General features: G+C 61.5%; 15 protein-coding genes. 7 read left to right on the top strand and 8 right to left on the bottom strand.

Annotation, left to right across the window (positions count from 1 at the left end; translation table 11 throughout):
• Nucleotides 1-57: 57 nt before the first annotated feature.
• Nucleotides 58-1,944: a DUF885 family protein gene (locus tag CFA77_RS15070; RefSeq protein ID WP_206991385.1), complete on the bottom strand. Its 1,887-nt coding sequence runs from the start codon at nucleotides 1,942-1,944 to the stop codon at nucleotides 58-60.
• 105 nt (nucleotides 1,945-2,049) lie between these two features.
• On the opposite strand from CFA77_RS15070, the gene CFA77_RS15065 reads away from it, so the two are divergent.
• The 5 genes from CFA77_RS15065 to CFA77_RS15045 all read left to right on the top strand — a co-directional run bounded on the left by CFA77_RS15065 (nucleotide 2,050) and on the right by CFA77_RS15045 (nucleotide 7,140).
• Nucleotides 2,050-2,862, top strand: coding sequence for a SapC family protein (locus CFA77_RS15065; RefSeq protein ID WP_242517403.1), 813 nt, complete (start codon nucleotides 2,050-2,052; stop codon nucleotides 2,860-2,862).
• Between the two features lie 165 nt (nucleotides 2,863-3,027).
• Nucleotides 3,028-5,121, top strand: a complete 2,094-nt coding sequence (locus CFA77_RS15060; protein WP_206991384.1) for a protein-disulfide reductase DsbD — start codon at nucleotides 3,028-3,030, stop codon at nucleotides 5,119-5,121.
• A 41-nt stretch (nucleotides 5,122-5,162) separates the two neighbouring features.
• Complete coding sequence (locus CFA77_RS15055) at nucleotides 5,163-5,807, top strand: redoxin domain-containing protein (protein WP_242517402.1); 645 nt, start codon at nucleotides 5,163-5,165, stop codon at nucleotides 5,805-5,807.
• Nucleotides 5,808-5,898: 91 nt separating this feature from the next.
• Nucleotides 5,899-6,390: a GNAT family N-acetyltransferase gene (locus tag CFA77_RS15050; protein ID WP_206991383.1), complete on the top strand. Its 492-nt coding sequence runs from the start codon at nucleotides 5,899-5,901 to the stop codon at nucleotides 6,388-6,390.
• Between the two features lie 78 nt (nucleotides 6,391-6,468).
• A complete protein-coding gene (locus CFA77_RS15045) occupies nucleotides 6,469-7,140 on the top strand; it encodes a nitroreductase (protein WP_206991382.1) in 672 nt (223 codons plus the stop codon).
• On the opposite strand, the gene CFA77_RS15040 is transcribed toward CFA77_RS15045, so the two are convergent.
• The gene (locus CFA77_RS15040; RefSeq protein WP_206991381.1) at nucleotides 7,137-9,038 is read right to left on the bottom strand and encodes an ATP-binding protein; all 1,902 of its coding nucleotides are present in this window, start codon (nucleotides 9,036-9,038) and stop codon (nucleotides 7,137-7,139) included. The genes CFA77_RS15045 and CFA77_RS15040 overlap by 4 nt on opposite strands.
• Before the next feature lie 218 nt (nucleotides 9,039-9,256).
• On the opposite strand from CFA77_RS15040, the gene CFA77_RS15035 reads away from it, so the two are divergent.
• Entirely contained in the window at nucleotides 9,257-9,916 is a 660-nt protein-coding gene (locus CFA77_RS15035; protein WP_206991380.1) for a hypothetical protein, read from the top strand.
• Nucleotides 9,917-10,224: 308 nt separating this feature from the next.
• On the opposite strand, the gene CFA77_RS15030 is transcribed toward CFA77_RS15035, so the two are convergent.
• Nucleotides 10,225-10,758, bottom strand: a complete 534-nt coding sequence (locus tag CFA77_RS15030) for a nuclear transport factor 2 family protein (RefSeq protein ID WP_206991379.1) — start codon at nucleotides 10,756-10,758, stop codon at nucleotides 10,225-10,227.
• Between the two features lie 341 nt (nucleotides 10,759-11,099).
• Between CFA77_RS15030 and CFA77_RS15025 the strand changes: the two genes are divergently transcribed.
• Entirely contained in the window at nucleotides 11,100-11,816 is a 717-nt protein-coding gene (locus CFA77_RS15025; protein WP_206991378.1) for a hypothetical protein, read from the top strand.
• A gap of 1 nt (nucleotide 11,817) precedes the next feature.
• Here CFA77_RS15025 and CFA77_RS15020 read toward each other — a convergent pair whose 3' ends face one another.
• Genes CFA77_RS15020 through CFA77_RS15000 form a run of 5 tightly spaced genes read right to left on the bottom strand, consistent with a single transcriptional unit; the run spans nucleotide 11,818 to nucleotide 19,226 of the window.
• Entirely contained in the window at nucleotides 11,818-13,866 is a 2,049-nt protein-coding gene (locus CFA77_RS15020; protein ID WP_206991377.1) for a hypothetical protein, read from the bottom strand.
• The gene (locus CFA77_RS15015) at nucleotides 13,863-16,727 is read right to left on the bottom strand and encodes a DUF4159 domain-containing protein (RefSeq protein WP_206991376.1); all 2,865 of its coding nucleotides are present in this window, start codon (nucleotides 16,725-16,727) and stop codon (nucleotides 13,863-13,865) included. The genes CFA77_RS15020 and CFA77_RS15015 overlap by 4 nt, the downstream gene beginning before the upstream one ends.
• A complete protein-coding gene (locus tag CFA77_RS15010) occupies nucleotides 16,724-17,584 on the bottom strand; it encodes a DUF58 domain-containing protein (RefSeq protein ID WP_242517401.1) in 861 nt (286 codons plus the stop codon). The genes CFA77_RS15015 and CFA77_RS15010 overlap by 4 nt, the downstream gene beginning before the upstream one ends.
• The gene (locus tag CFA77_RS15005; RefSeq protein ID WP_206991374.1) at nucleotides 17,581-18,189 is read right to left on the bottom strand and encodes a hypothetical protein; all 609 of its coding nucleotides are present in this window, start codon (nucleotides 18,187-18,189) and stop codon (nucleotides 17,581-17,583) included. Before CFA77_RS15005 ends, CFA77_RS15010 begins: the two co-directional genes overlap by 4 nt.
• Nucleotides 18,190-18,227: 38 nt before the next feature.
• Nucleotides 18,228-19,226: a MoxR family ATPase gene (locus CFA77_RS15000; RefSeq protein ID WP_206991373.1), complete on the bottom strand. Its 999-nt coding sequence runs from the start codon at nucleotides 19,224-19,226 to the stop codon at nucleotides 18,228-18,230.
• Nucleotides 19,227-19,286: the final 60 nt, after the last annotated feature.

The following is a 19,286-nucleotide window of genomic DNA, read 5'->3' as shown; positions in this document are numbered from 1 at the left end:
TGGTAAGCCGCGCATGGCGTCAATAAGGCGAAGCCCGGATAGTTTGTGGCAAAAAGCCTAGTTCGACAGGTCGACTTTCGAAATGTACCAGCGCTCCACATCTCGTTCGAGCAGGGAGAGGGGGCGCGGTCCGCCGCCAAGAACAACGGCGTGGAATTCTGCCAGATCGAAATCGGGGCCGAGCACGCGTTGGGACCGTTCGCGCAGATCCAGTATGCGTTGCGCGCCCACCCAATAGGCGGCTGCCTGTCCGGGCCAGACGGCATAGCGGTCCACTTCCTGGGCCATGGCCTCTGGCGATTGTCCCGTCGTCTCAGCGAGGTAGTCGATTGCCTGCTGGCGGGTCCAGTGATCGCGATGCATGCCCGTGTCTGCCACGAGGCGGGCGGCGCGGAACAACATGGATTGCAGGAACCCGATCCGGCCCAGCGGATCATCCGTATACAGGCCGCGATCATGCGCGAGGATTTCGCCATATACAGCCCAGCCTTCGCCATAGGCTACATTCCAGATCATCTGACGGATCAAAGGCAGGTTGGCGGTCTCTGCGGTGAGAGCGCTTTCCAGATGGTGCCCCGGAATCGTCTCGTGGAAGACCAGCGTCGCCAGCATGAAGTCCGGCCAGTCCGTCATATCACTGAGATTGATTTCGAACTGGGCCGGGGCCGAGCCATTGGCCGGGGCCGCGCTGTAGAAGGCCGATGGGGCAGATGCTTGCAGAAAATCCGGCACGGCACGGATCGTCACGCCCGTCCGCGGCATGCCGGGCATGATTTCGGCCATGTTCGTCTCTGCGCGAACCATATGCGTCCGCATGCGTGCCAATAGGGCCTCGCGCCCTTCCGGCGTGTCTTCGTACAATTGGCCGTCGAGTAGTGACAGGGCCGCCAGCCGTTCGGTCAGCGTGCCTTCAACCAATTCCTGTGCCTCCAGCGCGGCCATCAATTCTTCGGTCAGTTGGGCCACTTCGGCCAAGCCCTGTGCGTGCAGGGCTTCGGCGGTGATCCCTTCATCCGTATAGGCCGTCAGGGCAGCGTCATAATAGACATCCCCGCCGGGCAGTTGCCAGACGCCGGGCTCTTCCGGCGCGTCGTCCATCAGCGCCTCCAGCGCGGCGGCGAACTCGGCATAGGCAGGCAGCACGTCATTGCGCACAAGCGCGTCGACGCGGGCGGCGAGTTCTGTCTGCTCCTGCAGGCTGAGGCCATCCGCGCCTGAGGCGAGATTGTTGAAGGTCGTGACCAGCAAATGTGCCTCGGCGGGCCCTGCGCCGATTGTTTCCGCCAGTGTTTGCATCCGCTCCAGCACGAATACGGGCGGCACGATGCCGGCGCGGGCATCAGCCTGAAGACGGCGGCGCTCGTCCTGCAACGCACCGGGAAGCTGCGCCAGTCGGCTGACATAGTCGCGCGCATCTTGAGCGGTGCCAAACGGATGCGCGCCGGTCAGCAGGTCCGGCACATCAATATACGCCCCGCGCATATGATCGGCGACATAGGGATAGGCGTGGCCAAGACCGGTCTGGCCATGACCGGCGACAAACAGGGATTCCGCGGTCTCATACGCCTGGATAACCGTGTCGAGGTGCCGGGCCTGTTGCCCGCCTTCGACCGGGCGCGGCGCGGCCAACAAGGCTTCCAGGATTTCGAGCCGTTTGACACGTGTCCGCTCAAACGCGGCCTGGGAGCGGTCGGTGAGATAGGCGTTGAAATCATACCCGGTGGCGTCCTCGGACAGGCCCAGCCGGGTCGCCATTTCCGGATTGTCAGCAAGTTCATTCGCGGCAATCGAGGCCATCAGATCATCAACCTGGCGCGCAATCCGGCGGGGTGTGCCCGCATCGTCCACAGCCGGCGTACAGGCAGCCGCCAGCGACAGGACAGCCAGTCCGCTGAAAGCGCCTTGGAAAACAGATCGCATTGAGGCTGGGAAGCGCAGTTTCATTGGAGAAATATGACCTTTTCCTGACTGTAGTTCCCACGCTTTGGGGTGTTGTGGGCTGTGGCTATTTCCGGTAACGATCCGGCAACAATTTCGGGAGTCTCCAACGTGAACACAACACCTGCAACCCCGCCAGCGGGCGGACAGCCGAACCTTTCCGGCACCGTGATGTTCTACAAGCAGCCTCAGCCGCTGTCTGCAGAAGCTCATGCTGGCCTTGGCGTCAAACAGATCGAACAACCTTTCGCGTTCCTGCGGGAGTCCCATGCTGTACCGGTAACGGTTTCCGAATTCGGAAGAGCGGCGAGTTTTTACCCGCTGATCTTCGTCGGCGAAGAACGCACACCAGTTGCCGTGATGGGCATCCGTCAGGGCCAGAACCTGTATGTCGACAATAACGGATTCGTGGCTGACGACCATTACGTGCCGGCCTTTGTGCGCCGCTATCCATTCGTCTTTGCGTCTGATGAAGGCTCAGACCGTCTGGTCCTGTGCGTCGACCGCGCCGCGCCGATGGTCAGCAACCAGCCGGAAGTGCCTTTCTTCGAAAACGGCCAGCCGAGCAAATTCACCAATGACGCCATTGAATTCTGTAAGGAATTCGAGCGCCAGCGTCAGGCCACCGTCGAATTCGGTCGCATCCTGAAGGATATGGATCTGCTGGAGCAGAAGACGGTTTCCTTCCAGCCGCGCGACAATCAGGGCAATCCGGTTGGCCAACAGCAGAAGATCGCTGACTATTGGGCCGTTTCCGAAGACAAGCTGAACGCGCTGCCAACCGAGAAATTCCTCGAACTGCGCAGCAATGGTGCCCTCGGCGCAATCTATGCGCACCTGATTTCGCTGATGAACTGGCAGGTCGTGATCCAGCGCGCGGTCCGCATTCAGGCGACCGAGGCGGTCGCAGCGCCCGTCAACTAGGCTTCACGCCCATCGAATAGGAAAAGCGGCTCCATCCGGAGCCGCTTTTTTCTTGCGCGCCATGCCATGGTCACTGTGTCATCACGTTTGAGCGAGGCCCTTCATTCTGCGACCAATCGCAGGCATACGGGCACACCAGTACATATGCCGCCTAAAGGACCTCTCATGATCAGAGCTCTCATCCTGCCGTTTCTCGCCGCCCTGATGGCGATGATGCCGGTTGCCTACGCCCAGCCCGTCGATGGGGGCCGGGCCATGGTCGAGCTGATTACCGAACGCGAACGCGTTGAGCCCGGTGAAACATTCTATGCCGCGATCAAGATGGACCTCGATGCGGGCTGGCATGTCTATTGGCGCAATGCCGGGGATGCTGGCCTGCCGCCGCAAGTCGATGTGCTGGACGGCAGTGACATTACCGAAGCCTCCATCGGCCCCTTTGTCTGGCCCATTCCTCATCTGCTGCCGGTCGTGGAAGGGGAGATCATGGATTATGGCTATGATGACCGCCTTGTCCTGCCATTTCCGCTGACCATTCCCGCCGATGCGATGGGCAGCGTGCAGCTCAATCTCCTCGCTGATTATCTGATCTGCGAAGAAATCTGCATTCCCGAAACCGCCGAAGTGAGCCTGACCTTGCCCGTCGGCCCCAGCGAGCCGCACATCGAAGATGGCATGCTGATCAGCAAATGGATCGCGAAAGCGCCGCGTGATTTTGATGGCGAAGCGCGTATCGACGCCAGCAGCAGCCTCTGGAAGCTAAGCCTGAAAACCGAAGGCGGCTTCGATCCCGGCTCCAACATCCGGTTCTACCCCTTTGGCCATGAAATTAGTCACCCGGCAGACCAGCCGCTCAGTTTTGGCAGCGATGGGGCCACGCTCAGCCTCACGCCTGCCGATGACAGCCTGGAAGCAGCACTTGAGGGCATTGTCGTCGTCGAGACCCCGGACGGAGACCGCGCCGGCTATACGATTGCCGCCGAGCAGGGGAGTGTCTTCGAGAATACGGCGGGCATCGCCGCCCGGTCGGCATCGTCCGGCGCAGGTGGCCAAAGCCTGATCGCGCTCGCATTGGCGGCGGTGATTGGCGGCCTGATCCTGAATCTGATGCCCTGCGTCCTTCCGGTGCTCTCCATCAAGGCGATGGGCATGGTGCATGCGGTCGCGTCCGGCCATGAAAGCGAAGTGCGCAGCCACGGGCTCTGGTATACGGGCGGCGTCCTCCTTTCCTTTGCCGCGCTTGCCGCCGCCATCATCGCGATCCGCGAAGCTACCGGCACGGCCAATCTCGGCTTCCAGCTGCAGAACGGCCCAACCGTGGCCGTGCTGACGCTGATCATGTTCGTCATCGGCCTCTGGCTGCTTGGCATGTTCGAGCTTGGCACGTCGATCCAGAATACCGGCAGCAGCCTCGCCTCGCGCAGTGGCTCGATGGGTGCCTTCTTTACGGGCGTGCTCGCCGCTGTGGTGGGTGCGCCCTGTATCGGGCCCTTCCTCGGCGCAGCGCTTGGGGCCGTGCTGGATCGTCCGGCGATCTCGGTCCTGATTGTCTTCCTCGCCATGGGGCTTGGCCTGGCATTGCCCTATCTGGTGCTCAGCTTCGTGCCGGGCCTGTCGCGCCTACTGCCCAAGCCGGGGCGCTGGATGGAGACATTGAAGCAGTTCTTCGCCTTCCCGATGTTCCTGACTGCGGCGCTGCTGCTGTGGACGCTTGGTGCGGTCTCTGGCCCGGCGGCGGTTGCATGGACCGTGGCGGGCGGCACGCTGATCGCCTTCGGCATCTGGCTGGCCAAACGCGGCGGGGGCGCGCTCGCCAAGACAGTCGCCGCGATCGCGGTGATCGCGGGGCTTGTCTATCCCGCGCTGACGGCGAACTCGTCGGTGGCGGCAGGGGAGGGCAACGCCCAGTATGCGGAGAAATATGAAACTGAAGCCTGGAGCCCGCAGCGTGTTGCGGAACTCACCGCAGAGGGGCGCCCGGTCTTCGTGGACTTCACCGCAACCTGGTGCGCCACCTGCCAGCTCAACAAGGCGACGACGCTCAAGTCAAAAGCCGTCCAGAATGCTTTTGCCGCGCATGATGTGGCTTTTCTCGTGGCGGACTTCACCCGCAAGGATCCGGTCATTGCCGAGGAGCTGAAGCGGCGCCAGCGGGCGGGCGTGCCGATGTATCTCTGGTATGCCGCCGGGGCGACCGAGCCGGAAATCCTGCCGGAAGTGCTGTCTCAAAAGCTTGTGATTGGACTTGTCACGTCTGAGTGAGCATGATGCGAACTCCACGACATATTGGAGGATCCCGCATCATGATGAGCCGACGCAACTTTTCCCTCGCTGCTGGCATGGCCACCGCTGTGGCACTCAGCGCTGGCGCCCTGATCGCCTCGACGGCCCAGGCCGCCCCCGATGCAAGCGAGCCCATGATCGCCCCGGAGTTCACCGGCACGACCGCCACCGGCGAGACGGTCTCCCTGTCGGATTATGCCGGCAAGCGGGTCATCCTCGAATGGACCAATGATGGCTGCCCGTTCGTGCAGAAACATTATGCCGTGCCGCCTGCCAATATGCAGGGCCTCCAGACGGATGCGTCCGAGAGCGATGTCGTCTGGCTGTCCATCATCTCCTCGGCCCCCGGCAAGCAGGGCCACCGCACCGGCGCGGAAATCCTCGACATGAATGAAGGGCGCGGCGCGACGCCTGAGCATGTCATCATTGACGAGAGCGGAGACATTGGCCGCCTCTACAAGGCCAAGACCACGCCGCACATGTTCCTGATCACCGAAGACGGCACCATCGCCTATCAGGGCGCAATTGACGACACGCCATCCGCGCGCGTCTCCGATATCGAAACGGCCACCAATTATGTCTCCGCCGCCATGCAGAGCGTGGCTGCGCGCGAACCGGTCGAAGTCGCCAGTTCCAAACCCTATGGGTGTTCTGTGAAATACTGACGAGGGATACAGCAAACCCACTGCGTTCAATCCGGCACATGTCGAAACTGTCGCTTGAACCGGGTGGCAATGCGCCTTACACGCGCTCGCCATGCTCCAGATTGTGCCCGAAACCCCTGAACTCCATGCCGATGCGATCGAAGACCTCTTCGCGCGCACCTTCGGCTCGGGCCATTTTGCCAAGACAGCCGAGCGGTTGCGGGAATATTCCCATTCCCTGCCAGAGGTGAACCGCGTCGCGGTGCTGGATGGCAAGGTGATTGCCGTCTGCCGCGTCTGGCCCCTGAAAGTCGGCCCCAGCCGGGATCGCGCCCTGTTCTATGGCCCGGTCGCCGTTGGCCCGTCGCACCGGGGCAGCCGCCTTGGCCTGACCGTGACGGGCGAGGCGCTGGAGGCTGGCAAGGCCGCTGGCTGGCCCGCCGCCATTCTGATCGGCGCGCCCGCCTATTTCGGCGAGATCGGCTTTACCGTCACCCCGAAGCACCAGCTCATCTTCCCCGGCCCGCAAGACCCCGCCCGCGTCATGGTGAAAAGCCTTGCGGGCGACGCCGCCCAGCTTTCCGGCCGCGTCACCGCCGCCTAGCCACACTTCCCGCTTCTTTGACGTTGGGGCAGGGGCGCTAGGGCTCATGCAACAAAAGATCAAAGGGAGGCCCCGGCCATGAATTATGATGACGTCGTCAAATCACGCCGCAGCATTCGCGGATATCTCGATAAGCCGGTGCCGAAAGAGCTGATCCGCGAAATCCTCGAAATCGCCATGCGCGCGCCCACCTCGATGAATTCCCAGCCCTGGAATTTCTATGTCGTGGCCGGTGAGGTGCTGGACCGGATCCGCAAGGGCAATGTCGAGCGCAATGTCGCCGGCGTGCCCGACAGCCGCGAATTCCGCATGGGCCCGCCCTATGCGGGCGTCCACCGGGATCGCCAGGTCGAGATCGCCGTCCAGCTGTTCCAGGCAATGGGCATTGAGCGCGGCGACAAGGAAAAGCGCATGGACTGGGTGCTGCGCGGCTTCCGCCAGTTCGACGCGCCGGTCTCCATCGTCATCACCTATGACAAGGCGCTGGCGGGCGGCGACATCCCGCCCTTCGATTGTGGCGGCGTCGTCAATTGCATCGTCAACACGGCCTGGTCGCGCGGGCTCGGCTGCGTGATCAATTCGCAAGGCATCATGCAGAGCCCCGTCGTGCGCGAAGAGGCCGGCATCCCGGACGATCAAATCATCCAGACCTGCGTCGCCATGGGCTGGCCCGACGACACCTTCCCGGCAAACGCCGTCGTCTCAACACGAAAGTCCGTAGACGAAGCAGCGACGTTTCGGGGGTTTTAGGAGAACATCTCTTTGGTTTCAGTGCGAGTTAGATCATCATTGCTAGCGGACTGCATGAATGGAGCATCGCTGAGCTTCTTGTGCAAGTTGAGCATTCGTTTTTCTGCTTGAGAAACAAACGTTGCGTATAAGATGGGCCGTATAACCACATTTTCCCCTTCCTTTCGCTCATCCCCCTCGCCTCGTTCAATCTGATTGCCGAGAATAAATGCCCGCACTTTTGTTGAATCGTCGATGTACCCTTTGCTTTTCAGTTCTTTGATGTATTTCCACGCTTGGTTCTTTTCAGAGGAGCCAAGCGAAACGCCCGGTCTCTTCAACTCGACGATCACCACTGCCTCTGAACCGACCTCGTTGCTTTCGCTATCAAATTTTGCGCGTGCATAAATCCCGACAGTGCTGTCTGGCAGCACTACAAAGTCCGGTCGATTGAGAGAGCCTTTTGACTGAGAGCCAAACAGCCTCTTTAGTACAGTCGTCATGCCTCTGTTCGAAGTGTACTCAATGCTCTCGTACTCAGGTCCAAATATCCACAATGATTTCTCGATAAGTGGCTGCAGATCTTGAACTTCATCAGTATCGTGATCCTCAGTTTTTTGCCGAATATCTTCGATGAGTTTTAGCCTGTATCGAACTTCATCAAGTGCTGCCTTTGCGGTTCTTAAAGTCCATTCCTCAAGAATATTGTTCCAAGCATCAACGTCATCTGGTGATAGCTCGCTCAATTTGTCTAGTAGACTGTATTTTGACTCGGCTAACTCCATGGAAGCTAGCAAGCCCATCACTTGACTAATTTGCTTTTCGCCAAACGTGGGGCACTTTTCAATCAACTCATCAAGCATATTGTCCCAGCGGTCTTGGCTGAGTTGCGGAAGCTCAGCCACTTCACTGCGAAAGGTTTGTTTCACCTTCTCTTTTGTTTCTTTTCTCCGTGCGCGAAGTAAGTGAGATATCGTATCTCGAATTGCGTTATGAATAATATCTTGGGCGGTTGAGACTTGATCTGCATTCTTGTCAAAATCAGACCAGTCGGGAAGGACCCAAGGCTTTAGAAAGTCCGCAGTTACTATAAAGCTGTAACGTCTAGCTTCTTCTGTGCGGCCATCAATAAATTTCCCGTCGAACGCTGTCCAGTCTGCCTGTCCTACCAAGCGATTTTGAACCCACCATGCTATTCCATGTTGCTTTGTTGTTCGATCGGATTTTTGAGAGTCAATCACTCTCAATTCCGCAACTCCAAGCGTGGGTATGTCCACTTCTTTAACTTCAATGGCGCCTGGCGGAATGTCTTCAAACGTAACCTTAATCTCGTCGACCGAAACACTGAAGCTCGGGTCAAGCAAGAATCGCGTACTAAGAATCGAACGAACTTCTTCAGAAGTTAATTTAGATGGAATGACGCGTTCGCCGATGATTTCAGTTCCGTGTCCATCGACATCAGATCGTTCTTGAACGATCTCTACTGAAATCGGTTGCGTCGAGCCTTCACTGACACGGAATGTGGTTTCGTTGGCGTCTCGCCAAGTTCGAACTAGATAGGGTGAAGAGAAGAGAAATGCCGCGTGCCGTCCTCGGCCATTTTGACCATAAACTTTACGAGGGAGAGCGTTCATCAATTCAGGGGGCGGATCGATTTCCGGGCCTTGAGTTTCTAGTCTATTATAATCCAAAGTCCGCCAGATTTTTTGGAATTCGTTTCGCGTCATTCCAATACCATCATCCAAGATGCGAAATGGTGAGCCCGCTTCTTCGCTCGGCCAAGAAATCGAGACCTTTGTTGCATACGCATCCCAAGCGTTCGCTACCAACTCAACTAATGCTGTGGTTGGATCTGACATTATCTGTCCGGCATGCTTGCCTAGGAAGCGTTTGTCGAAGAGCGTACCTTGTTTCGACATACTCTATGAGCCTTTTCTTATTTTGGTAGAGTAGAAAGACTACGGGAAGTAATCATATTCAACAAGATTGTTTTGTTTAAGCGAGAGGTGTCGGTGGTTGTGGGACTTGGGAGAAATAGAGGGAGGCTGTGTTGAAGTTCCCCAAGGAATAAGCACACGGAAATGACCGAGTATCCGCCCCAATCCGTCTGATACCTCCCGCCCATAGACTCTCCTGCATGAACGGGATGGCGGCATTCATCGAACAGGGGCTCAAGGCCGCGCAGGGCGCGGTGCTGGATGTGCGGGCGCAGGCCGGGCTGCATCTGGAGCCGGACTCGGTGTCGCGGCGCGTGCGCGCCAGGGTGCGCGGGCGGCTGAAGGCCATCGAGACGATTGTCCGGCGGCTGATCATCCTGATGGCGGCGGCGCTGGACCTGCCACCCCTGCCGCAAGCCAGTCCCGGCCAGACCGGCGCGGCGGCCTCCACTCCGCGCCCGGCGCTTGCCGACACGGTAGAGGATGTTACGGACACTTTTGGGACCAGTTATGGACCAGTCCATCGCCTCAATCTGACCGGGCGGCGCGCCGCCGGTCTCATGGACTGGCAAGACGCCTTTGCGGGGAAGGGGGCCGCGCAGACGCTCGCCGCCGGGCCGGTCCCCGCCGCGCCGCTGATCGCGCACATCATCGCGCTGCAACGCCTGCTGAAAGATCCCGCGCCGGCCGCCAAACGGCTCGCGCGCCATCTGGCGCAGATGAAGGCAAGGCAAGAGCCGCGCCCTGTCTGCCCGCCCAGCGCCGGCAATTTCCGCCTCGGCGCAGAGCTGGGCAGCGTGGCCAGCGCCCTGCCGGGCCTTGTCAGCCGCGCCGTCGCGGACTGGCCCGACACGTCCTGAGGTGTCCCTGAATTTTGTCTGAATGCCGGTGCGCTATCCGCGACTCCGGTCGCAGGCACAGGCGGCGAGCTTCGCTCTCCTTCGACTTCGCTCTCCTTCGACTTCGCTCAGGATGAGCTGATCTCTTGAGGCGGCTTACGGACTCATTCCGCCTCCCTTGCTGACTCATCCTGAGCGAAGTCGAAGGATGAAGCCACCGGGAGCAGAAGCCCGGCGCTTGCGCTTCGGGCCTTCTCGGGGACATCGCATTGCGATGTCTGACCCCTCGAAGCCTGAGCGAAGTCGAAGGATGAACGCGGCAAGGGAACCTACTTGTCCTCGAAGAAGGAATAGACCGCATCTTCCGGATGGCTCGCGCCAATCGGCGTGCGCGGGCCAAAACGCTCGGCCTCTGTGCCCGGCGGCAGCGGCATTTCCTCGGTCCAGTCGAACACGACGAGCCGGTTCAGCACGCGCCACTCGCCATCGCGCTTCACGAACCAGTCGAGATAGCGCCCTTTCATGTCCCATTGCTGCATCTGGCGGTCGGCGCCCGGCTGGCGCTGGAAGGCAGAGAAATAGCTCTCCACCGCCGCGCCGCCCTCGCGGAATTCGATCAGGATGTTGTGGATCTGGTGAATGCCCCGCTCGATATAGGGCAGCGTCTTCATCGCCCAGTCGACAAAGCCCGACGCGCTGCCCTGGTAAGGCCCGTGATGATCGGTGCCATCCGGCCAATAGGCCGAACGCAGCATTTCCTCATCCGCCCGGTCGATGCCGCGCGCATAGCGAAACAGGCAATCCCGGATCGCTTCGCGCGCCCACAATTCCTCGACTTTCTGTTCCAGCGTCAATTCGGCCATGGCGGCGCTCCCTGTTTGATTGCCTGCTAGGTACAGGGCTTTTCCGGATTGTAAAACAGGTCAGAGCGGCCTGAAATGGGGCGGTGCCAAATATGCACTGGGCGGGCAAGTGGGTCACCACGCCTTCGCCAGCGTGCATTTGGGCGAAACGTGCTTCACCGGACAAGTCCTTGTTACAGCTGTGAAATTTGAAGATTTCGCCCGGATGAACGGGCAGGTCTCCGTGCAAGTGAAAGTGACTGTAATTCGCATAAGGAGCAGTTCGCCGCCGACTTTTCCGGGCCGTCTTGTCCGCCCCGCCTGCTTGCGTCAGGACAAGGCAAAAATGACGGAGGTCTCCCATGCTGAAACTGAACCTGCTGGCTGCGAGCGCTTGTGTCTTCGTGACCGAAAGCCTCGCAGAAACACGGGTCATCGGCGAGGCGGCCATTTCCAGCGGGCTCCATGATCGCGGCGAACAGATCGGCCCGCTGACGCTGGAAACAGAACTCCTGCTGGAGACAACCGGCGCGCATGGCACACTTTATGGCGGACTCTATCGCCTGACTCCCATCGGCGCAGACCAGGCGGCCTTTGCGGACGAGACCGACTATGTCATCGGCTACCAGTTCGACACCCAGGGCGGCAGCATGGACCTGACGGCAAGCTGGCTGACCTATCCGGGAACAGAGGATGAAGAAAGCCTGGAGCTTGCCGCAAGCTTTACGTCCGACTTGCCCTACAGCCCGGCGCTCACCGTGTTTCACGATGCCACGCTGGGCGATTTCGGCGCCGGAGTCTCCGCCGGCCCCTCCTGGAAATCTGGTGCATGGGATGCCTACGTCCTTGCCCGCGCAGGCTTTGTCGATGCCGGGGACGAGTCCGGCGACCGATCCTATGCAGGCCTCGAACTGGGCGCGGCAAGGCCACTTGGCCAGCAGGCCGAAATCGGCCTCTACGCGCGCTACGACATATCCGACGCGGACAGTTTTGCCCGCGAGATAAATCAGGGCGTGGTGACCGAGTTTGCCAGTTCAGGCTTCGCCGTCGGTGCAGTGATCGGCGTGGCGATCCCCTAGATCACCGTCCTTCACGTCGCCAGGCGAGCAGCAGCAGGCCAATCAGCAGCGCCGCCGCAATCACCCCCGGCAGCAGGGGCTGGCTGCTAGACGAGCGCACCGCATAAGCGCCGCGCTCTCGCAGGCCAAGCCAGTTGCCGTCCGCCGAGTTTCCGCGCGCGCTGGTGCGCCGAATGTCCGGCAAATTCGTGCCGTTGGCATTCAGGCGGAAGACGCCGCCACTGGTCGCATCTGCCAAAGGCTGCAACACTTCGGTCGTAGACTGAAGGTCTGCATATTCCTTCGGATTGGCCGGCCCATTCAGGGCGACCGCTTCCAGCCCGCCCGCTTCGGCGCGGTAGAGGCCGAGCTGGTCAATCGGCGCCTCAGCCACGAACCGGCCCGGCCCGTCCTGGCGCCATTGCGGCTCGAGGAAGCTGCCTTCCGGCGTCTCGACCACCAACGGCGGTGCGCTATCCAGCAGCGTACGCAGTTCCACGCGCGCTGTATCGCCTTCGGCCACAAGATTCAGCTTGCGCTCTTCCAGTTCCGGCTCCTTCATCATCCAGTGGACAACGCGGCGCATCAATTCGGCAAACGGTCCGCCGCCATCATGCCCACGCGCCCACAGCCAGATCTGGTCGGTCATCAACATGCCGACGCGGCCATCGCCCACGCGGTCCACGATCAGCAAGGGTTTGCCGCGCGGCCCGCTCATCAGCACGTCTCCGGCTTGGGCTTCGGCATCGATATAGCGCATCCAGCCGCCCCATTCGCGGCTGGCCAGCGGCATGGTCACGGCGTGACGCAGGCCTGGCTCGGTCAGCTCCGGCGTGTACTCCCCGGTATAGATATCGCCCGTAGGGGAGGCAGGCAGCACTGAAGCCAGCGGCGAGCGCGCAAGGCTGCCCGGCCCGGCAAAGGGTTCGCCGGCGGCAATGAACAGCGCGCCGCCTTCGGTCACATAGCGGGACATATTGGCGAGGTAAGACTGGGTGATCACACCCCGGCGCTCATACTGATCAAAGATGATCAGGTCGAATTCTTCCAGCTTCTCCTCGAACAATTCCTCGGTCGGGAAGGCGATCAGGGCGAGCTCTTCGGTCGGCGTATAGTCCAGCTTGTAGGGCGGGCGCAGGATGGTGAAGTGGACAAGGTCCACGGATGGGTCGGATTTGAGCAGGTCGCGCCAGACCCGGCCCGCCTGGTTCGGCTTGCCGGTGACGAGCAGCACGCGCAGCCGGTCGCGCACTCCAGAAAGGGTCGCCGCCGTGCGATTGTTGGCCAGTGTCAGCTCCTCGCGTCCCTCTGGCGTCTCGACCACGATGACATTTTCGCCGCGTCGTTCAATCTCGATCGGTACACTCGTATTCTCGCCGGGCGTCACATTCAACCGGCGCGGGGTGCTGCCATTGACAGACAGTTCAATCTCCACCTGCCGACCGTCTGGCAGGTCGGGATCATCCACCCGCACGACCAATTCAGCCATTTCGCCCACGATGCCAAAGTCCGGGGCATCGACAATCGACACGCGCCGATCACCCCGGTTGGGGTCGCCTACGATCAGCCCATGCAAAGGGGCGATATGGCGTTCGTCAGAGTCCGGTTCCGGCAAATCATGAACCTGTCCGTCAGTGATCAGGATGGCGCCTGCAATCCGGTCGCGGGGGACATCAGCCATCAGGCCTTCCAGCGCGCCATAGAGATTGGTGCCATCCGCACCCGGATCGCTCTCCAGGATGCGCACTTCCAGGGATGGGTCGGCTTCCAGTTCAGCATTCAGCGCGGCGAAAGCCGCTGAGGCCGCCGCTTCGCGTTCGCCAAACTCCATGCTTTCGGACCGGTCGAGAATGATCGCCGCCACCGAGGGCAGGGGCTCACGCTCTTCCTGTACGAGTGAGGGGTTCGATAATGCCGCAGCCAGCAAAGTCAGCGCCAGCCCTCGCGTTAGCCACGCTTTGCCGCGCAGAAACGCATAAGCGAGCCATGCCAGCGCAGCAAGCGCCACGACTGCCCACAGGATCGGCCAGCCAAGAAAGGGCTCAAAGCCGAGGCGCGTTGCGTCAATCATTGCGGCCCTCCATCGGGAATGCGGGTCGGAATGCGGACCGGGCTTTCATCCGGTGCTTCATCTGCGTCGCCATTGCCGAGACGTTCCAGCAGGGCCGGGATGTGCACCTGGTCGTCCTTATAGTTTCCAGTCAGCACATACATGACCAAATTCACGCCGAAGCGTCTCGCCATTTCACGCTGTTGCGCTCCGCCGTCCACGGAATAGAGGTCGCGGCCCTGTTCATCCACGGCCCAGGCCGAAGCCCAGTCGGCATCGCCGATAATGAGGCGTGAAACGCCGTCGCCGCGCGGTGCACTGGCATCGCCCGCCTGCTCGATCCAGAGATTGCGCTGCGCATAGCGCCCCGGAAAGTCGTCCAGCAAATAGAAGGTTCGCGTCAGAACATGGTTTTCGCCCACCGTCTGCAAGGGCGGTGCATCAAGCCCTTCCAGCAAGGTCTCCAGGCGGGTCACATCGGTCTGTGTTCCAATCGTTCCGCCTGCGCGCGTATCAATCACCAGCGCCCCGCCAGAGCGCAGGTATGTATTGAGGTGGGCAATCGCAGTGTCCGACAGCGGCGGCATGGAGTCGGGTATGTTGAGATAGATCAGCGGGTACAGCTCAAGCGCGTCGGTCTCCAGATCGACACTATGGGGATCAGCAGGTTCGACGGACGTACGCAGGCGCAGGATATTGGACAGACCGAACAGGCCGGCGCGCGTACGCGCATTGAGCGAACGGTCAGGTGTTTCCACATAGGCCAGGCGCATCTCCAGCGCCGCGTCGATCTCCTTCTGGGTCGCGTTTCCGTTGGACGGCAGTCGGATCGTCTGCGGATTATTGTCCACCCGGCGATAGGTGCCGTCCGGCAACAATTCATACTGGAAGGGTTGGGCCGCCGCATCCGGTGTCGGCACCGCGACCAGCGCGCCACCAGCCACCACACATGCCATCGCTGCGCCCTTGCCAAACCGGCGCAGCCGTCCGGCCACGAACAGGGCGATGAAAAGGTCCAGCGCCAGCAATACGGCAGCAAGGGTCAGCAACGGCCCTGCAAGGCGCAACGACCGGGCCTCGGCATCGCCCAGCAGACGAGCCGAAATTGGCCAGTTCGCGATCAGCTCCGGCCGCTTGCCGGCACCCGCATTCAGGGCGCGCGATCCGGCTGGCCCACGATAGAGCCCCGGTGGGTGAGCTTCAGACGGTTCGGTCGTTGCAAAATCGGTGGCCTTCAAGGGCGCGGCATTGGCCCCCGCGGCCGACAGGCGCCCATAGCCGTCCAGGGTCAGGAAAGGGGCGTAAGCCCCCTCCGCATCGCCGACGGATTCGCCACGTCCGGCTGCAATCGACCGGCGCAGTATCTGCGAGAACGTGCCGGAATAGGCAAGGTCGGCCCAGTCCGGCCCGGCGGTTGTGTGGAACAGAATCAGCGTGCCATCGCCGCGCATGTCGGCGGTCACCAGCGGAGAACCATCTGCCAGTCGCGCCCACGTCTTCGATGCGAGTTCCGGCCCCGGCCGCGCGAGCACTTGCTGCTTGATGCGCACGTCACCGGGAATGGGCAAGCCTGCAAAGGGGGAGGTCTCCGGGAACGCCGCCATGGCTTGCGGCTCATCCCAGGCCAGCGCTCCGCCGAGCGCGCGAGAAGACCGGCGCAGCGCAACCGGCAGCAGGTCATCGCCCTGCGCGGCGAGGCGCGGACCGGCAAACCGGATCAGCGCGCCGCCTTCCTCGACCCAAGCGTGCAGCAATTCGGCATCCTGCGGCAGGATCTGCCCGATATCACTCAAGATGATTGCATCCGGGGACGCGGCCACAAGGTTCTCGATACTGCCTTCGGATATCGTCGCGAAAGGCTCCAGCGCCTTGCGGATATAGTGCATGTCCGACAGCAGCGGCTGGGCCGTGCTGCCTGCATCGACGAGACCCACCCGGCGTGAGCGATCGGCGGAATCCCATAGCCAGACCGTACCTGCGCCTTGCTGGCCTGTGACGCTGAACCGGGCAACGCGGGCGAGTGCTGCGGCAGGGATGGTAAACTCGGCGGCCGCTTCGGTCTGCCCATCGGCAAATTCCAGGGGCGCAGTCGCCAGGGCTGAACCATCAATCGTCATGGCAGATACATATCCGGTTGCGATGCCGCGCGTGGAAGCGCGGCGGGCGGTCACGCTGACAGAATCTGTTTGCGACCGAATGCCGGAAATTACGATCGGGCCCGTCGGTGCTGCGGCATAGACGGTCAGCGGCGCGAGACTTGACAGCTCCGCGGCAAAGGCCTGGCCGTCCTTGCCCTGCAAGCCGTCGCTTGCCCAGAAGATGCGGTCAGGCTTGAAACCTGAGTCATTCAACCGCCGCAACGCATCGGAACGGTCAGGGGCCCAGGCCTGCGGCCTCAGCGAGGTCAGGCGCTTGCCCATGTCGGCGCGGGAAATACGCTCGGCCGGGTCGGGATTGAATTGTTGCGGCGCGGTCAGCAACAGATGGACCGGCGCGTCGCGATTGCCCGTGTCCAGTGTGGCGGTCGCGGCATTGACGAGGTCCGGCCAGCGCGGGGCGGACGGCCAGCCATTGTCGACCACAATCAGCAGGCTGCCGGTGCCTTCCACGGTCTCGGTCTGCGCGCCCGGTGCATAGACGGGTTGGGACAGGCCGAGGATCGCGGCGGCAATCGCCAGCGTACGGATCAGCCAGACCCACCAGGGCGTGCGCGCGGGCGTCTCTTCCTGCGGCTCGATCCCGTCGAGCAATTGTAGCGACGGCAATTCCGCATGACGTGGGGCAGGGGGCGTTGCCCGCAGGATCCACCAGATGATTGGCAGCGCGGCCAAAGCGGCAAGCGCCCACGGCGCGCCGAGCAGGAATGGGCCGAGCGAGGTCATGCCTTGGCCCCGAACGTCTCGACCTGCGCCTTCAGCCGGGCGGCGCCTTCAAGGCTGGACGTTCCGACTGTATGCGTCACCAGCCGCCAGCCCATTTGCGTGGCCAGTCTGCGCAATCCGTCCCGCTGTTCGGCAAAGCGGCGGAGGTAAGCCTCACGCATTGTCTCGGCCCGGCCAAGGATACGGTCGGACTCGGTGCCGGGGCGGCTGAGCTTGGTGCGGCCTTCAAACGGGAAGCTTTCCTCGATGGGTGCCGAGATCGCCAGCAGCACGCCTTCCGGGCATTTCGCGGCAAGCGGCGCAAGGCGGGCCTGCCAGTCTGCGAGCGGCGCGTAAAAGTCAGATGCCAGAATAATCGTTGCCGCTGATTTCGGCGGCGAGGGAAACTGGCCATGCGTGCCGCGCTCAAGGTCTTCGGCGAGCCGCGCCACGGCCTTTTTGCCAAAGCTGGCCGTCCGGCCCGCGCCCAGCATGCCGATGCGTTCGCCATCCTTCGACATCATGATGCCGATGGCCAGCATCAGGAGTTGGGCTTCTTCGGCCTTGGTGCGCAAATCGCCCTCGCCCTTCCAGCGGAAACCCGGTGCATCATCACTCCAGAACAGCACCGTGCGCGCGGTTTCCAGTTCTGTTTCGCGTACGAACAATTCCGTGCCCTTGGCGGAGCGGCGCCAGTCGACCCGGTCGGCGGCGTCTTCCTGCGCATAGCGGCGATACTGCCAGAAATGCTCGCCCGTGCCCGCACGGCGACGGCCTGCCGAGCCGATATGCGCAGCCTCGCTCGCCTCGGCCTTAAAGTTCAGGCCGGGCAATTGCCGGGCAAGGCTCTCGGCTTCTGAGCGAAGATCGGAACTCACAGGACCATTTCCTGCATGCATATGTCGGCTTCCAGAAGTTTGAACTTTTCTTCGCCTGTCCGGCGGTATTCTTCGACAAGCACATCGAGTTGCTTCTGCTCGAACTCTGTCAGCGTAGGTCCTGCAAGCGCAATAGTGTTGGCTCGGTGATTGTCGAATTCGACGCGCTTATCGTCGTTGGAGATTGCGCTTTCGCGAGTTTGCGCTGCTTGAACACGCTCAGTCTTCTCGTTTCGGAAGTTCTGAAACCGCTCGCTCCATGTTCGGGAGGTTCGGAAGTACTCCATTCTGCGCCGGAGCAGTTTTTTGGCCGCACAATCATATGTTGCCAGGCATCCTGTGATCGGAGAGTTGAGGTAAGGTGCACAGGGATCTGCCGTTGCTGAATATGCAGCAGAATCATTACAATTTGCCATTACCGAGAGCGTCAGGTCGCGCTCGATTCGTGAAGCTGTGCGCAGCTTCGTCAGGCAGGAGTCGATTTCTGGCAGTTTCTGTCTCGTTTGTCGTGAGTACATGGTTGAGAAGGCGATCCATTCGAACAGTCCGATGAGGCCCGCAACAAGTAAGCGGTCTTTCAAGAGCTTTCGGACGACAGAACCCATAACGAATTAAGGATGGACTGAGAGTGGATAGCGCTCCATCACGCCACCTTCCGGGCAAGGTCATTGATCAAATCGGTCAGGCTCGGTGCCTCGCCCGTCGGATCATAGCGCATTGCCATGCGGTGGCCGAGGCAGGGTTCTGCGAGCGCTTCGACATCCTCGATGCTCGGCGCAAGACGGCCCCTCAAGAGCGCGCGGCTCCGTGCAGCCAGCATCAGCGCCTGACCGGCACGGGGCGAAGGCCCCCAATCCACCAGCCGCTTGACGCGCTCGTCGCTTGTCTGTTCCGGCCGGGCATCTCGCACCAGGCCGAGGATCGCCGAGACGATCTTCTCGCCCACCGGCATCCGCCGCACGAGGCCTTGCAGCGCGATCAGCCGTTCGGCGTCCAGCGCCGGGCGCACCACGTCATCGTCGCCGGTCGTCGTCTCGATCAGGATGCGGCGCTCGGTGTCGAGGTCGGGATAGTTCACGTCGACCTTCAGCAGGAAGCGATCCAGCTGGGCTTCGGGCAGGGGGTAGGTGCCTTCCTGCTCGATCGGGTTCTGCGTCGCCAGAACATGGAAGGGCGCGGGCAGGTCATGGCGCACACCGGCCACGGTGACATGGCGCTCCTGCATCGACTGGAGCAGGGCAGACTGGGTACGAGGGCTGGCGCGGTTGATCTCGTCCGCCATCAGCAGCTGGGTGAAGATCGGCCCTTTGAGGAAGCGGAAGGTGCGCTGCCCGCTCGGGCTTTCGTCCAGCACTTCAGAGCCGATAATGTCTGAGGGCATCAGATCCGGCGTGAACTGGATGCGCTGGTTGGCGAGACCAAGCGCGGTGCCCATCGCCTCGACGAGGCGTGTCTTGGCCAAGCCGGGCGCGCCGATCAGCAGGGCATGGCCCCCGGCCAGTACGGCGGCGAGCGCCAACTCGACCACGCGGTCCTGTCCGAATACCGCCTTCGCAATTTCGGCTTTCACCTGCGCCAGCGTTTCGGCGGCGGATTCGGCTTCTGCGATGATTGCATCACTTACCTGGTCAGTATCGGCCATCAAAAGGGCGCCTCCGGGTTTTCGATCTGAATAAACAAACCTATGTCTAAGGCCGGATCA

It is taken from the genome of Hyphomonas sp. KY3, from assembly GCF_017309975.1.
In the GTDB taxonomy this organism is placed as follows: Bacteria; Pseudomonadota; Alphaproteobacteria; order Caulobacterales; family Hyphomonadaceae; genus Hyphomonas.
The sequence above is the reverse complement of the archived record's forward strand: the minus strand, read 5'-3'. Positions and strand labels throughout refer to the sequence as shown.

Bases quoted from the DNA above. Each gene is read 5' to 3' on its own strand.
- CFA77_RS15070 (WP_206991385.1), bottom strand. From the start codon at position 1,944: ATGAAACTGCGCTTCCCAGCCTCAATGCGATCTGTTTTCCAAGGCGCT.
- CFA77_RS15060 (WP_206991384.1), top strand. From the start codon at position 3,028: ATGATCAGAGCTCTCATCCTGCCGTTTCTCGCCGCCCTGATGGCGATG.
- CFA77_RS15055 (WP_242517402.1), top strand. From the start codon at position 5,163: ATGATGAGCCGACGCAACTTTTCCCTCGCTGCTGGCATGGCCACCGCT.
- CFA77_RS15050 (WP_206991383.1), top strand. From the start codon at position 5,899: ATGCTCCAGATTGTGCCCGAAACCCCTGAACTCCATGCCGATGCGATC.
- CFA77_RS15045 (WP_206991382.1), top strand. From the start codon at position 6,469: ATGAATTATGATGACGTCGTCAAATCACGCCGCAGCATTCGCGGATAT.
- CFA77_RS15040 (WP_206991381.1), bottom strand. From the start codon at position 9,038: ATGTCGAAACAAGGTACGCTCTTCGACAAACGCTTCCTAGGCAAGCAT.
- CFA77_RS15035 (WP_206991380.1), top strand. From the start codon at position 9,257: ATGAACGGGATGGCGGCATTCATCGAACAGGGGCTCAAGGCCGCGCAG.
- CFA77_RS15030 (WP_206991379.1), bottom strand. From the start codon at position 10,758: ATGGCCGAATTGACGCTGGAACAGAAAGTCGAGGAATTGTGGGCGCGC.
- CFA77_RS15025 (WP_206991378.1), top strand. From the start codon at position 11,100: ATGCTGAAACTGAACCTGCTGGCTGCGAGCGCTTGTGTCTTCGTGACC.
- CFA77_RS15020 (WP_206991377.1), bottom strand. From the start codon at position 13,866: ATGATTGACGCAACGCGCCTCGGCTTTGAGCCCTTTCTTGGCTGGCCG.
- CFA77_RS15015 (WP_206991376.1), bottom strand. From the start codon at position 16,727: ATGACCTCGCTCGGCCCATTCCTGCTCGGCGCGCCGTGGGCGCTTGCC.
- CFA77_RS15005 (WP_206991374.1), bottom strand. From the start codon at position 18,189: ATGGGTTCTGTCGTCCGAAAGCTCTTGAAAGACCGCTTACTTGTTGCG.
- CFA77_RS15000 (WP_206991373.1), bottom strand. From the start codon at position 19,226: ATGGCCGATACTGACCAGGTAAGTGATGCAATCATCGCAGAAGCCGAA.